The following is a 12,995-nucleotide window of genomic DNA, read 5'->3' on the forward strand; positions in this document are numbered from 1 at the left end:
AGCAGGTCATCGACATGCACCGGGAACGCTTCGGCGACGAGTACCGCATCGAAACCGAGGGCCCGCACCCGATCGAGACGCTCCGCGCCGAAGGAGGCAGCCATGCCTGACACCAGCACCCCGGCCACCCCCGGGCCCGCGGAGGATGTGGTCGACCTGCTGCTCGCCCAGCACGCCCAGATCGAACAGCTCTTCCTGCTGGTCATCGGCGGCACCGCCGACACCCGGCGCGACGCCTTCGACGATCTGGTCAAGCTCCTCGCCGCGCACGAGACCGCCGAGGAGGAGGTCGTCCATCCGCTCGCCCGGACGCTGCCCGGTGGGGGTGGTGACGCGATGGTCGACGACCGGCTCGACGAGGAGCGGCAGGCGAAGGAGACCCTGCAAACCTTGATCGAGGGGGGCGTGGACGCCGACGGCTTCGACACCGGCATCGTCCTGCTGCGCGACGCGGTGCTCCTGCACGCCCGGCACGAGGAGCGCTACGAGTTCCCCCGGCTTCGCCAGCACGTTCCGGTCGATCGGCTTCGCAGCCTCGCCACGGCCGTCCGGGCGGCGGAGGCCACCGCACCGACCCGGCCACATCCCAACGCGCAGTCCGCGAAGGGCAACCTGGCCGCCGGGCCGGTGCTGGCGGTCATCGACCGGGTACGCGACGCGGTGCGCAAGCCTTCGGAGAGCTGACCGGATCAGCCGGGCGGTGACCCGTCCGCGCGACCTGTCGACAGGGTCGCCCGCCTCGTGCGGGCGACCCTGTCGGCGATCAGCCAACAGTCAGGGCGACACTCACCCCCGAGTTGTGCCCACCGCCTGGGCGACCAGGGCCTCGGCGACCTCGCGCACCTTTCGGTTGGTGTCCTGGGAGATCTTCGACAGCAGCGCGAACGCCTCCTCCGGCGAGCACCGCCGGCCCCCCATGATGATTCCCTTGGCCTGCTCGATCACGGCCCGATTCCGCATCGCCTCCTGCATCTGCGTGGCCAGCGTCGCGGCGTTCTCGTACAGGTGCGCGTTGGCCAGTGCCACCGCCGCGTACGCGGCGAAGCCCTCCGCGCTGGCGATCGAGGGCGGATCGAAGGCGTTCGCCGAATTGCTGTAGACGTTGAGCGCACCGACCACCGACCCCTGGATGGGAAGCCCGATCGAGAGGGAACTCTGCACCCCGGCGGCGCGAGCCCGCTCCGCCCACGCCGGCCAGCGCTCCTCGGTGGCCATCTCCGGCACCGAAATGGTGTCACCGCTGGCGGAGGCATCCAGGCAGGGGCCCCGGTGCTGCTCGTACTGCCACTCGTCCAACTGGCGGGCCAGCTCGCCGGTGAACGCCCCGGTCCAACCGACCCGACCCCGAACCAGAGTGACCGTCACCTCCCTCGTCCCGGGAATGCTTCCCTTGGCGAGTTCGGCGATCCGGAGCAGCATGTCGTCGAGGCTGACCTCGTCGAGCCTGACCCGGCCCAGCTCGGCGAGCGCGTCGGCGGGATCCATCGTCGGCTGCGTCATCGCGTGTACGCCCTCCTCGATCAGCGTCCGCCGGAATTGGTGGTTTCCGATCCTGGCCGGCACCTCGTCAGATGCCCGGCAGCTCCGCTCCGGGGCGGTCGTCAGCAATCAGGTTCCTACCCCCTGAATCACCCACTCACACCCTGCCGAGGAGCGGGCCGCCTGCGTTTGCGCCGATCAGCTCAAGCGGGTCGGGGCGTCAGCGCCGGTCACGACGACGGTCGGTCAGCGGCCCGTCACACCGAGGCGGTGAACTGGCTGATGTGGTGGGCGGTGCTGCGGCCGTCCGGCGTGCGGGTCCACTTCGTCGCCGCTGGCACGACGGTCCCGGTCACCCAGGCGCACGCGGACCCGGTCGGCACCCTGGCCTGCCCCCATCCCCGCCGCCCGCGCCGCCGGGCCGGCTGACCCTCGGTAGCGTGGTCGGTCATGGCCACCAGCGTCGACGTGCGTCGGGAACTCGCCAGCCTCGCCGATCCCCGTCGAGCCGAGGCGTCGAGCCGGTTCCTCCAGATGGTCCCCGGCGGGTACGGCGAGGGCGACCGGGCCCTCGGTGTCTCCGTGCCCGATCAGCGCAGGGTGGCCGCCCGGTTCTGGCGCGACCTCTCGCTGGCCGAGACGACGACGCTGCTCACCGACGGCGCTCACGAGGAGCGGCTGACCGCGCTGCTCATCCTGGTGCGGAAGTTCACCAAGGGCGACGAGCGGGAACGGGGCCTGGTCTTCGACACCGTCCTGGCCAACACCGGCCGGATCAACAACTGGGACCTGGTGGACTCGTCCGCGCCGTACATCGTCGGCCCCTGGCTTGTCGACCGGGACCGCAGCGTCCTGGACCGGTTGGCCGGGTCGAGCCTGGTGTGGGACCGACGGATCGCCGTCATGGCGACTTTCGCGTTCGTCAGGGCCGGTGACTTCGAGTGGACCTTCCGACTCGGCGACCGGCTCCTGCACGACCCGCACGACCTCGTCCGGAAGGCGGTGGGCTGGATGCTGCGCGAGGTGGGCAACCGGGACAGAGCGGCGGAGGAGGAGTTCCTCGCCCGCCGCTACCGGGTCATGCCACGGGTGATGCTGCGGTACGCGATCGAGAAGTTCGAACCGCAGCGTCGCCGCGAGTACCTGTCCGGCGCCCTCTAGGCGACCGGCCCCGCCGGTGGGATCGGGAAGTTCCGGTTGAAGACGTTGTCCGGGTCGTAGCTGGCCTTGACGGCGCGCAGCCGGCCGAGGGTGGGTTCGGGCCAGGCATCCAGCAGTCGAGCCGGGTCGGTGTCGCTCTCGAAGCTGAGATACAGGCCGTCGAGGTGCGCGTACAGCTCGGCCCAGAGCTTGTCGAGTTGGGGCCGGCGGTCCGGGACGGTGGCGGCGAGCACCGAGAAGTTCTGCTCCCGGTGCGGGTAGGCGGTCGCGTCGCGGGCGACGTCGTTGACCGCCCCGCCGACGGACCGGAGCTGCATGATCATCACGTCGCCGGAGTGGATCATGTTCTCCATGAGGTCGGCGGCCTCCGGTGTGATGTGGTGCAACAGACCGCTGCGGGTGTCCTTCAGCCCCTGCCCCCGGTGCTGGTTGCCCGGCGGCACGACGATCGCCGGGTACGGCACGAGCTGCGCCTGCTAATCGAGAATCGGCCCGATCTCCAGGAACGGGCTCAGGGCGGACTGCGCCGCCTCGACGTCGTCACCGGCGTAGACGAGGGTGACCTGGGCAGCCGGGGGGTTGCCACGGCGGCCGGGAAAGAGGGAGAGGAAGCTGGTCAGCTCCCGTGGCGCGTCCTCGACGAGCTGACCCCACCGGCGCAGCAGCTCGGCGGTGTCGGTCGCGTCCGCGACGAGCTGGGCGTAGACGACGTTGTCGACCTCGTACGCCTCCAGTTCCAGTGCGGTGACGATCTCGACGGCCACGACGTGGTCGATGGTCAGGCCGTGCTTGCGCGCCAGGTATCCGACGCCGGCGGTGGTGGCGAGACCACCGACGCCCACGTCTCCGTAGTCACCCGAGCTCATGGCCAGGTCATACGGGGCGAGCGCCTGGGCCACGTCGCCCCACCGGGCTCCGCGCTGTTGCAGCACGTCACGCAGGCTGTCGGCCAGCCGCGGCAGGATCGTCTCGGCCGCCGCTGTGCCGGGGACGACGACGGTCTGCTCGTCCAAGGCGGTCATGATCCGCTCGACCAGGCGTTCGCCCATGCGCGGCGCGTTCTTGCCGGCGGTCGAGAGCAGTTTGCGGCGGCCGGCCTTGCGCAGCCCTGCCGGGCCGCCGCAGCGTGACAGCAGCTCCAGGACGGCCTTGTGCCCGATGTTGCCGCCGAGGGCGCGTTCCAGGGCCGGATGAATCTGGGTGAGCAGGCCGCGGATGCGGTTGGTCAGCCGGGTGGCCTCGCCGGCCAGATCGTCGTCGAAGCCGACCAGGACCTCCAGTTCGGCGAGGGCTTCGTCGCCGACGTCGACGCGGCGCAGCGTGTGTGGCATGGTGCGGGCCGCGTCAGCGATCACGTAAGCGTCGCGGGCGTCGGTCTTCGCGCTGCCGGGGTGCAGGTCGGCGATCCGGCGCATCGCCAGGCCGGGCAGGTAGGCGACTTGCTGGCCGCAGGCACGAGCGACCGCGACGGGCAGCGCTCCGACCGAGGCTGGCTGGTCCACCACCACCAGCACCGGCCCGTGCTTGGCTAGTTTGTCGAAGACCTGCCGCAGCTTGGCCTCGGTGTTGATCAGTGCGGCGTCGTGCAGCCGCTTGCCTTCCCGGTTGAGAGCGACGGCGTGGTGGCCGTCCTTGCCGACATCAAGACCGAGAAAAACCTGGTAGTCGCCGTGCACCGCATCGCCTCCCCGCGACGTCGCCTGCCGTCTCGGTCGCCAGTCTGGCGTCGACTGCCGGCAGCCACGTTACGAAGAGACCTACCCCAACGCTGCGGGTGGCCGTGTCCCTATCAGCGGTCCATCGACGCCACCCGGCCCGGCGACAACACCCCCGGGATCATGCGTACGACAGGGGCACTCAGTCATACCGAGCCGGGCGACCGAGCAGTCCCCGGCTGGGGACGATCAAAAAGGTAACCGGGCGGTCGGCGGGGTCGCGGGCCAGGCACCAGCGGTGGAGCCGGCGGACCTGAGCGGGCACCCCGTCGATCTCGGGCAGCGGGTCCGGCTCGACCGGGGCGTGGGCACGGAGCATCCCGGCCCGCGTCTCGGGCGCCCAGGGCAGCCGACTGGTGAGCACCCGGTGCAGAAGCAGGCCGAGGGCGTAAAGGTCGCAGGCCGGCTGCACCTCGCCGGCCTCCAGGCGCTCCGGCGCGAGGTACGCGGGCGTACCGAGCAGCCGCCCCTCGAAGTCGATCTCCGGATCGCCGATGGCCGCCGCGATGCCGAAGTCGAGCACCTTCGCGCCGGTCGGAGTGAGCATGACGTTCGCCGGCTAGATGTCGCGGTGCACCAGCCCTTGGGCGTGCGCGGCTTCGAGCGCCGACGCCACCTCCGCGCAGATCCGCAGCCCAACGGCCGGCGGCAGCGGCCCGGTGGAGAGCCGTTGTTCGAGGGTTTCGCCGGTGAGCAATTCCAGCACAACGAAGGGAACCTGGGCACCGTCGAGGTGCGACTCACCGAAGTCGTAGACGCTTGTGACGTGCGGGTGCGCCAGCCGGGCCGCCGCCTTGGCCTCGGCCCGGATGCGCTGGCGCACGTTGGCCTGCGAGCCGACGAGTACCTTCACGGCGATGTCCCGTTCCAACACCTCGTCGTACGCCCGGTGCACCGCGGACATACCGCCGCTGCCGAGGCGCTCCAGAAGCCGGTAGCGGCCCGCAAGCAACCGATCATGCTGCACGACGGACAGACTGCCGTACGGCCTCGACCCGTCACCATCTGGGATCGAGGTTTCGCAATGTGTGGACTTGGGCGAAGGCCGGGCGGGCTTACGGCGAGCGGGGCCCGAGTATCGCCTTGAGGGAAGCAGAGCAAAGGACGCGGACATGGTGGGCGCCCGCCAGGCAAGGCTTGGCGTTAGACGCCAACCCCCCGGGAGTGACCCTGGCTGCGGGGGCGGTTCACAGCTAGACGAGTAGGTCCTAACTCGTTGCGGCTCGGGGAGGCGTGGGAGAGGGCTGGATCACTTCCACGTCGTGCAGTTGGCCAACCAAGCCGTCACCGAGGTCCGCCGCGCATGACGATGACCTACCGCGGCCGGCGTGGCCGTGCCATGGACCGGAATGGCAGAAACGTAATCGGCTGACCAAGTCAGCAGCCCGGATGCACGCCGAGCACGTCGACCGGCTGGCCGACGTGCTCGGGAACCTGCCGACGAAGATCGGGGCACCGATCCTGGCCGCCTGGAACGCGAAAGAGGATTTATTCGACCTGCTCGAATTTATCCACCCTGGATAGGTCGCTACCCAACTAGATCATAGAGTGTGCCGGTACTAGCGTTAAGGTGACCTCCGGTGATGAGGGTGCTATCGTTGGATATGCTGTGCTGAACGGCGTAGACGAAGTTACCGCTCGAGATGAATGGCCCCCCGCTTGAGCCATGAGCGAACTTGCAAATCTTGTTGTCGAGCACCACGATGATTGGCAGCCACCAGTCATCACGAGTCCAACTGTTGCCGGGACGGCATTCTGAGGCGTTGTCAGGGCTCGTGTCGCGACCGTGGTAACCGATCATTCTTGTTGGTACACCAGCCCTATCGCCACCGAACAGGAGATTCATTGCTCCGACGGCATCATTCAATTTCTCACCGCGTTCACTCTTTCTAACCTGCACAATCGCGATGTCATTGTAGAAGCTGTTGTTGGGATTGAAGCCGCCTTGGACGCCGATCGCGGTACCCACGAACTCCCCTCGCGTGTTACCGTATGCGTAGTTTGGGTAGAAGACGACGTTCTGAAGGGCGCCGTGTTGCGGCAGAGAAATACAATGCGCTGCGGTCATAAAGACACCGTCGGCGTGCCTGCGAGCGGGGATAGCGAAACCTGTGCATGAAATGTGGAAACCATCTGCAAAACTGGAGAAGAGTTTGCCGATGGCCGGATACTCAGGGGTGAGCGCAGCTTCGCTCGAACGATCTGCGAGTTCGGACTCGGCAAGAACTTTCGCTCTCCGCTCTGGAGTCCAGTAGTCCCGGGCAGCATCTCCTAGCACCGGGTCTAGCTTAATAAGCGTCGGGGCCGGGGTGGCCGCCGCGGCCGCCCCAGGGACCGCCAACAACGCAGCAGCCAAGGCCGCTGCACTCAGGGCCGCACTAATGCGGTTTAACATGTTCTCTTACTTCTTTCTTGGTAGATGTACGCCTTCACGCAGGGCGGGTTGAATGGGCAACGCATGGGCATGGACCAAAGAGCGTCCGCTGTTACCCAAGCGTCCCGGAGACTGGACTGAGACACCCCCTTCCAGGTGAGTCCCCGGTGGACACTCAGGTGGGTCCTAGGTGGACATCTGGATAGACGTGACTCGGCGGGGGGGGTTCAACGTGAGCGCCCGCGTGTGATTTGCCGCACATGCTTGGCAGGTAATCACGCCGAAACCGCGAATCGGCTGCGTTGATGAAGCGGCTTCAGCCAGCTCGGGCGTCGATGGGGGCCATCTCGGCGACGGCCGCGTGCTGGGACTCGGCTGTGGTCGGGACTCGCCGGCACTCATCGCCGCTCATGACCAGACGAGAACCGAACCCGCATCGCCGCGGCCGCCTTGAGCGAACTCCTGGCCGGCGTCAGCCGCGCGATCATCGACTGGCTACTTCACCGTCTCGGCAGCTGACCCGGGTAGCGGGCGAGACGTTGAGCTGGTGGACGAGTGGGCCAGGCACAACCGCCCGCCTCGCCCGACGGACGGCGACGACGAGGCGTAGGCGATAAAACACCTCGAAGGCGACAGGTAGGACCCCGAGGGTGGCCTAGATCGACTCGGGTCTCAAAAAATCGGGGTGCCCCGCCGCGGAGACACCCCGCCTTCCTGAAGGCCGAGTGGATCAAGGGCTGGCGGCGGCGACGCTCAACGCCGACCGCCACGGTATAGAAGGCCGAGGATCCACACCACACCCGGTCACTCCACAACAGACCGAGGCTGGAACAGGCAGCGGGGAGCACCGGACAGCGGCACTCCCCCGGCTCTGTTCGCCGCACCCACGGTGCGGCCTGTCCCTCCCGCGAGGGAGCGCCGTCCCCTGTCAGCGGGGTCCGCCCGCTGTAAGACGCCGGCAGGATCGGGTGCATGACGACATCGACACCGATGGTCGGTCGGTCCGTCCACGGCCTGACGTACGCAGTGCTCGGCTGGGCCGTGGCATACGGGGGCGTGCGTCTGGCGTGGACGGTCGGCGAGGCTCCACAGTTCGGGCGGCTCGGGCTGGATTTGCTCGGCTTCACCGGCTGGTGGGCGGTGGCGTTGTGCGTGGCCGCGGGCGGGCTGGCGATTGCCCTGGACCGGGTGGGGACCTGGCGGCCGGCGCTGGCGGGGCTCGCCTGGACGGTCGCCGGCGCGCTCGTGGCGGCAGCCGCGATCCTGCTGCCGGAGCTGGTGGGCTTCCTGCTGTTCACCGTCGGCCCGTTCTTCGACCCGCTGGCGTTCGCCAGCCGGCTCGGTTGCGTCACCGGAGCGGGTCTGCTCGCTCTGGCCACCGCGCGCTACCAGCGGCGCACCCGGGGCGACTGCCCGGACTGCTGCCGGACGGTCCGACCGGGTACGCGGCGCCCGGCGGCCGCGCGGCGGGCGCGCTGGGCCGCGTACGCCGCAGTGAGCGGTCTGGTGACCCGCTTCGCGGCCCAGTTCGTGGTGGGGTTCGACCGCGTTGACCAGAACGCCTCGCTGCTCGGGTTGGAGATCGGCCTGGTGCTGGCCGGAGTGCTGCTGCCACTGGCGCTGGTGCACCACTGGGGTGAGGTCTGGCCGGGGTGGGTGCCGCTGCTCGCCGGCCACACGATTCCTCGTGCGCTGCTGCTGGTGCCCGGCTTCGGGCTCGGCGCGGGCATCGTGGCCTACTTCGGCATGGGGATCGTGCAGGTGACGTCGGGCTCGTACAGCGAGTTCTCCGACACGTTCCTGTGGGTGGCGATGTCGGCGTATCTGGTCATGGGGCTGGGTCTGGTCGTCGCGTCCACCGACTACCACCTGCGTACTCGCACGCGGTGCGGCACCTGCGGCCGGTGACGGCACCACTGACGGTGGGCCGATTGCATTGACAGGAATCGTTGGACGAATTAACTTTCTGGAATCAACACCTGGGAGCGCTCCCAATTTTTCCGCCGCCCAAACCATCGCTGAATCTCGCCGCAGACGAGCCCTCCCGAGGCGTGGAAGCCACCACCACTTCAGGAGGAGTTTCATGAGAAGAAGAAGCTTGACCAACGCCGCCCTGGTGTCGGCCGGCGCCGTCCTGCTGGCGTCGACAGGGGTCGCCGTGGCGGTGCCGGCGGGGGCCGCAGCCGCCGGCTGTTCGGTCAACTACAGCGTGTCGTCGCAGTGGCAGGGAGGCTTCGGCGCCAACGTCACCATCACCAATCTCGGTGACGCGGTGACGAGTTGGACGCTTACCTGGCGCTACGACGCCGGACAGACCGTCACGCAGGCGTGGAACACGACGTTGACCCAGAGCGGTGCCGCCGTCACCGCCAAGAACGTCAGCTACAACGGGGCCATCGCGACCAACGGTACGGTCTCGTTCGGATTCAACGGCTCGTCGACCGGCAGCAACCCCGATCCGACCATCTTCGCGTTGAACGGGGTGGCCTGCACCGGCGGCACGGAGCCGACTCCGCCGCCGACCACCCCACCGCCGAACGGGCCGGCGGACATCACGGTGAACAGCGCGACCAGATACCAGACGGTCGACGGGTTCGGCGCCGCGCAGTCCATCTGGGGTAGCGCCTGGTCGACGGCCGACACCCAGACGCTTGTCGGGATGGGCGCCAACCAGTTGGGGCTGTCCATCGTGCGGACCGGCCTGTCGCCGGTCTCCAGCGAGTGGGCGACGCACGTGAACTCGTTGAAGACGGCAAAGTCGTACGGGTCCAACGTGAAGATCCTCGCCTCGCCGTGGACCGCGCCTGCGGCGTGGAAGACCAACAACAGCCGGGTCAACGGCGGCAAGCTGAAGACCGACTACTACGACGACTACGCCAACCATCTGAACAGCTACGTGCAGTACATGCGTGGCCAGGGCGTACCCGTCGACGTCACCTCGGTGCAGAACGAGCCCGACTGGCACCCGGACTACGACTCGATGGACTGGAGCGGCACCGAACTGCGCACCTTCGTCCGCGACCAGGGCACCAAGGTGCAGAACACCAAGCTGATGGTCGCCGAGGCGGTGAACATGAACTACGCCTACACCGATCCGACCCTCAACGACGCGACCGCCCGCAACAACATCGGCTACATCGGTGGGCACCTCTACGGCACCGAGGAGTCGGGCCGGCTGCGGCCGTACTCCCTGGCGGAGCAGCACAACAAGCCGGTGTGGATGACCGAGTGGAACCTGCACGCCGCCGACGGTGGCGGCTCCAACATCTGGGGCAACCCCGCCAACGCGGCGGTCTGGAACGAGACCCTGGACGACATCATGCGCACCGTGCACAAGTCGATGGAGGCCAACTGGAACGCCTACATCTGGTGGTACGGCAAGCGCTACTACTCCTTCATCGGCGACGGCGAAGCCGCGTTCGGCACCGTCGCGGGCGCTCCGCTCAAGCGCGGGTACGCCTTCTCGCAGTACGCGAAGTACGTCCGCCCCGGCTACCAGCGGGTCGCCCTGACGAAGAGTTCCAAGGCATCACCGCTGGAGGTGACCGCCTACCAGGGGGACGGGAAGATCGCCCTGGTGATCCTCAACCGCTCGAACAGCGCGGTCAACAACGCCGTGATCCAGGCCCCGCAGAACGTCAGCCGGGCCGAGCACTACCTCACCTCGCAGAACGCCAACGCGGCCAGCCAACCGACCAGCGTGAACGGCGGTCAGGCCACCATCAACGTCGGCGCGCGCAGCATCTCCACGCTCGTCTTCACCCTCTGAAAACTCTGCTCGGCCTTGCACGGTCGGCGTCGCGGGTGCCCCAGCCACGCGCTGGGGCACCCGCTTATGCCAGCGACGGTCAGTTCCCGCCGTGGTACCGGCCTTCGACGTAGACGAGCGCGTCGCCAACAGCCCGCTCGGCTCCGCTGGGGTGGTTGACAAGCGTGCCCTGAGCGGCCATGGCGGTCGAGCCGCCGCCGTCGAGGTTGACCGCGTCGGACATGCCGAGTGCCTGGGCGACGGCGGCGGTCTCGTCCAGGGTGGCGCCGACGCTGGTGGTCTGGCGACCGTCGACGGTCGCGAGCACGACCTTCCCATCCCGGGTGGTGCCGGCGATGGTACGAGGGTTGCGGGCGAAGAAGCTGTCGGACCCGCCGTCGGGCACGACGACCTGGCCGTCCGCCGTCAACGGGTACCGCCCGTTGACGCCGAACAGTCCGGGCCGCAGCGGGAGCTTCCGCCCCCGCTGGTCAGTCACCGTCGAGGTCAGGTCCAGGCATCCCCGGCTGGCCACCGCGAGCAGACCGCCGGCGTCCCGCCCGGTGGCCTGCAGCGAGGTCTGGCCCACGGCGAGGGTGGTGCCGCGGGTCGTCGCGGTCCGCACCACGCAGCCCAGGCGGTTGAGGACGACCTCCACGCCGACGCCCGTCGGGGTGGCCGAGTCGAACTCGGAGGTGAACTGAACAACGTCGCCTGGCTCGGTACACGCGCTCTGATCGGCCAGGGCGGCACAACCGGCAGGGACGACCGGTGGGTGGTTGATGAACTCCAGTGGCAGCACGACCTGGGTCTGCCGGTTCCGTACGCTGCCCGACCAGGTGAGCTTTCCGGTGAGTGCGCGGTTGGTGTTGGCGTCGACGACGAAGTTGACTTCGCCGGGTTCGGTGGTGGGTTCACTGAGCAGTTTCCCGCCGTACAAGCCCAAGCCCACCGGGTCACCGGGGTAGAGCGGGCTGGCGGTGAAGGTGAAGAAGGAGGCGTTGACGCCCGCCAGGGCACCGGACTGGCGCACGAGATCAGTGGTCTTTTCGACCTGGCCGAGGTTCGGGCCGTACGTCGCCTTCAGGTGCCCACGTGCCCGATGCGGGTCGATGGTGAGCACGTTGACCACCCACGGGCCCCGACTGGTGGTGTTGATCTGGTCGGCCGGCGCGGGCTCGGTTCCGCGCACGATGTGGGTCAGGGTCACGCCGTCGGCCAGGACCCGGCTGGTGGTGGTTTCCGTCAGGTCGGCGTCGCCGATCGGCAAGATGCCGCTGGCGGCGTCGGCGCGGGCACCCGGAACGACACCAAGCGCCACCGCGGCCAGTGTGGCGGCAGCGAGCGCACCGGCGCGGCGTAATCCGGACAGGCCAGGAGTGCGAACAGTCATGCCCTGAGCCTGGCGAGCGAACAGAAGCACGCATCGGACAGAAGCTGACAGCTAGTCGAATTTCGGTGAAAGGGCTTATAGGCCGATCGACCCGCAGGTGCCGGATCAGCCAGCGCCCGGGAAGGCGTTGCTGGCCGACGTCGGCGGCGCCGTGCTCTGCCGCACCACGAGCTTGGGGATGACCAGCGGCAGGCGCTGCGGCACCGTGTCGTCGATGGCCTGGGTGACGGCGGTGATGGCCCGTCGACCGACCGCGTCGAAGTCCTGCTGGATCGTCGTCAACGGCGGGATGAGGTAGGGCGCCTCGGGGACGTCGTCGAATCCGACGACGGAGACGTCGTGTGGCACCCGCCGCCCGCGCTCGTGCAGCGCGCGCAGCACGCCGATGGCCATCTGGTCGTTGGCGGCGAACACCGCCGTGGTTCCGCGCATCGCACCGATCCGCAGCCCGGCGAGGTAGCCGCTGTGCGCTCTCCAGTCGCCCTCGACCGGCTCCGGCGGACGTAGACCCGCGGCGCTCATCGCCTGACGCCAACCCTCGAGCCGGGCCCGGGCCTCGGCCCAGTTGAGCGGGCCACTGACGTGCACGATCTCGCGATGTCCGAGGTCGAGGAGATGCTCGGTGGCCATCCGGGCGCCCAGCACCTGGTCGACGCCGACCGTCACGCTGGCCCTGGACAGATCGCCCTCCACCACGACGAAGGGGACCCCCGAGCGCGTCATCCGCACCACCTCGAGCGCCTCGTCGTTGCCGGCGATCATCACGACGCCCTCCACGCCGACGCGCATGAGATGTTCGGTGGCGTCGCTGAGCGCCCGAACCGTCACCTCGGAAAGGCTCACCGAGGTGGCGAAGTAACCGGCCGCGCGGGCGGCGTCCTCGACGCTGCGATGGATGCTCGTCGGACCGAACAGGGTCCGGGCCGTACCGATGATGCCGATCATCCCGGAGCGCCCGCGAACCAGCGCCCGCGCGGCCGTGTTGGGGCGGTAGTCGAGTCGCCGGATGGCCTCTAAGACCCGCTCCCGCGTCTCGCGCTTGATGCTGGGCGCCCCGTTGATGACCCGGGACACCGTCTGGTGTGACACGCCCGCCAGGCGAGCGACGTCGGCCATCACTGGTGG

General features: G+C 68.7%; 10 protein-coding genes and 3 pseudogenes. 6 read left to right on the forward strand and 7 right to left on the reverse strand.

Features of this window, described 5'->3' with window-relative positions; translation table 11 throughout:
- The first annotated feature begins 102 nt into the window (after nt 1–102).
- On the forward strand, nt 103–684 hold the full coding sequence (locus tag AC5L30_RS26505) for a hemerythrin domain-containing protein (protein WP_494870371.1): 582 nt from the start codon (nt 103–105) through the stop codon (nt 682–684).
- Nucleotides 685–786: 102 nt separating this feature from the next.
- Here AC5L30_RS26505 and AC5L30_RS26510 read toward each other — a convergent pair whose 3' ends face one another.
- Complete coding sequence (locus AC5L30_RS26510; RefSeq protein ID WP_494870373.1) at nt 787–1,500, reverse strand: ANTAR domain-containing protein; 714 nt, start codon at nt 1,498–1,500, stop codon at nt 787–789.
- A 249-nt stretch (nt 1,501–1,749) separates the two neighbouring features.
- Here AC5L30_RS26510 and AC5L30_RS26515 point away from each other — a divergent pair, with 249 nt between their 5' ends.
- Together AC5L30_RS26515 and AC5L30_RS26520 are read left to right on the forward strand one after the other, a co-directional pair.
- Nucleotides 1,750–1,908: a hypothetical protein gene (locus AC5L30_RS26515; RefSeq protein WP_494870375.1), complete on the forward strand. Its 159-nt coding sequence runs from the start codon at nt 1,750–1,752 to the stop codon at nt 1,906–1,908.
- A 21-nt stretch (nt 1,909–1,929) separates the two neighbouring features.
- Nucleotides 1,930–2,640, forward strand: coding sequence for a DNA alkylation repair protein (locus AC5L30_RS26520; protein WP_494870377.1), 711 nt, complete (start codon nt 1,930–1,932; stop codon nt 2,638–2,640).
- Here AC5L30_RS26520 and AC5L30_RS26525 read toward each other — a convergent pair.
- The 3 genes and pseudogenes from AC5L30_RS26525 to AC5L30_RS26535 form a co-directional block, all read right to left on the reverse strand.
- Nucleotides 2,637–3,104, reverse strand: coding sequence for a BBE domain-containing protein (locus tag AC5L30_RS26525; protein ID WP_494870378.1), 468 nt, complete (start codon nt 3,102–3,104; stop codon nt 2,637–2,639). The genes AC5L30_RS26520 and AC5L30_RS26525 overlap by 4 nt on opposite strands.
- A gap of 309 nt (nt 3,105–3,413) precedes the next feature.
- A pseudogene (locus AC5L30_RS26530) lies at nt 3,414–4,316 on the reverse strand (IS110 family transposase); the annotation flags it as partial.
- A 181-nt stretch (nt 4,317–4,497) separates the two neighbouring features.
- A pseudogene (locus AC5L30_RS26535) lies at nt 4,498–5,469 on the reverse strand (serine/threonine-protein kinase).
- Nucleotides 5,470–5,602: 133 nt separating this feature from the next.
- Between AC5L30_RS26535 and AC5L30_RS26540 the strand changes: the two are divergent.
- A pseudogene (locus tag AC5L30_RS26540) lies at nt 5,603–5,858 on the forward strand (transposase); the annotation flags it as partial.
- Nucleotides 5,859–5,883: 25 nt separating this feature from the next.
- On the opposite strand, the gene AC5L30_RS26545 reads toward AC5L30_RS26540, so the two are convergent.
- Nucleotides 5,884–6,750 carry a trypsin-like serine peptidase gene (locus tag AC5L30_RS26545; RefSeq protein WP_494870380.1) on the reverse strand — a complete coding sequence of 289 codons (867 nt, stop codon included), beginning with the start codon at nt 6,748–6,750 and terminating at the stop codon, nt 5,884–5,886.
- A gap of 951 nt (nt 6,751–7,701) precedes the next feature.
- Between AC5L30_RS26545 and AC5L30_RS26550 the strand changes: the two genes are divergently transcribed.
- Together AC5L30_RS26550 and AC5L30_RS26555 are read left to right on the forward strand one after the other, a co-directional pair.
- Nucleotides 7,702–8,637 (forward strand): hypothetical protein, encoded by a 936-nt coding sequence (locus AC5L30_RS26550; RefSeq protein WP_494870382.1) that lies wholly within the window; start codon nt 7,702–7,704, stop codon nt 8,635–8,637.
- Between the two features lie 175 nt (nt 8,638–8,812).
- Nucleotides 8,813–10,498 carry a cellulose binding domain-containing protein gene (locus AC5L30_RS26555; protein ID WP_494870384.1) on the forward strand — a complete coding sequence of 562 codons (1,686 nt, stop codon included), beginning with the start codon at nt 8,813–8,815 and terminating at the stop codon, nt 10,496–10,498.
- Between the two features lie 79 nt (nt 10,499–10,577).
- Here the strand turns inward: AC5L30_RS26555 and AC5L30_RS26560 are convergent, their stop codons facing one another.
- Together AC5L30_RS26560 and AC5L30_RS26565 are read right to left on the reverse strand one after the other, a co-directional pair.
- Nucleotides 10,578–11,870 (reverse strand): phosphodiester glycosidase family protein, encoded by a 1,293-nt coding sequence (locus tag AC5L30_RS26560; RefSeq protein ID WP_494870385.1) that lies wholly within the window; start codon nt 11,868–11,870, stop codon nt 10,578–10,580.
- A 105-nt stretch (nt 11,871–11,975) separates the two neighbouring features.
- Nucleotides 11,976–12,986 (reverse strand): LacI family DNA-binding transcriptional regulator, encoded by a 1,011-nt coding sequence (locus AC5L30_RS26565; protein ID WP_494870567.1) that lies wholly within the window; start codon nt 12,984–12,986, stop codon nt 11,976–11,978.
- Nucleotides 12,987–12,995 lie beyond the last annotated feature (9 nt).

It is taken from the genome of Micromonospora sp. BQ32 (assembly GCF_059358895.1).

What these genes read in the sequence shown, in the direction of transcription:
- AC5L30_RS26545 (WP_494870380.1), bottom strand. Translation starts at nt 6,750, where the DNA reads ATGTTAAACCGCATTAGTGCGGCCCTGAGTGCAGCGGCCTTGGCTGCT.
- AC5L30_RS26560 (WP_494870385.1), bottom strand. Translation starts at nt 11,870, where the DNA reads ATGACTGTTCGCACTCCTGGCCTGTCCGGATTACGCCGCGCCGGTGCG.
- AC5L30_RS26505 (WP_494870371.1), top strand. Translation starts at nt 103, where the DNA reads ATGCCTGACACCAGCACCCCGGCCACCCCCGGGCCCGCGGAGGATGTG.
- AC5L30_RS26555 (WP_494870384.1), top strand. Translation starts at nt 8,813, where the DNA reads ATGAGAAGAAGAAGCTTGACCAACGCCGCCCTGGTGTCGGCCGGCGCC.
- AC5L30_RS26520 (WP_494870377.1), top strand. Translation starts at nt 1,930, where the DNA reads ATGGCCACCAGCGTCGACGTGCGTCGGGAACTCGCCAGCCTCGCCGAT.
- AC5L30_RS26510 (WP_494870373.1), bottom strand. Translation starts at nt 1,500, where the DNA reads ATGACGCAGCCGACGATGGATCCCGCCGACGCGCTCGCCGAGCTGGGC.
- AC5L30_RS26565 (WP_494870567.1), bottom strand. Translation starts at nt 12,986, where the DNA reads ATGGCCGACGTCGCTCGCCTGGCGGGCGTGTCACACCAGACGGTGTCC.
- AC5L30_RS26550 (WP_494870382.1), top strand. Translation starts at nt 7,702, where the DNA reads ATGACGACATCGACACCGATGGTCGGTCGGTCCGTCCACGGCCTGACG.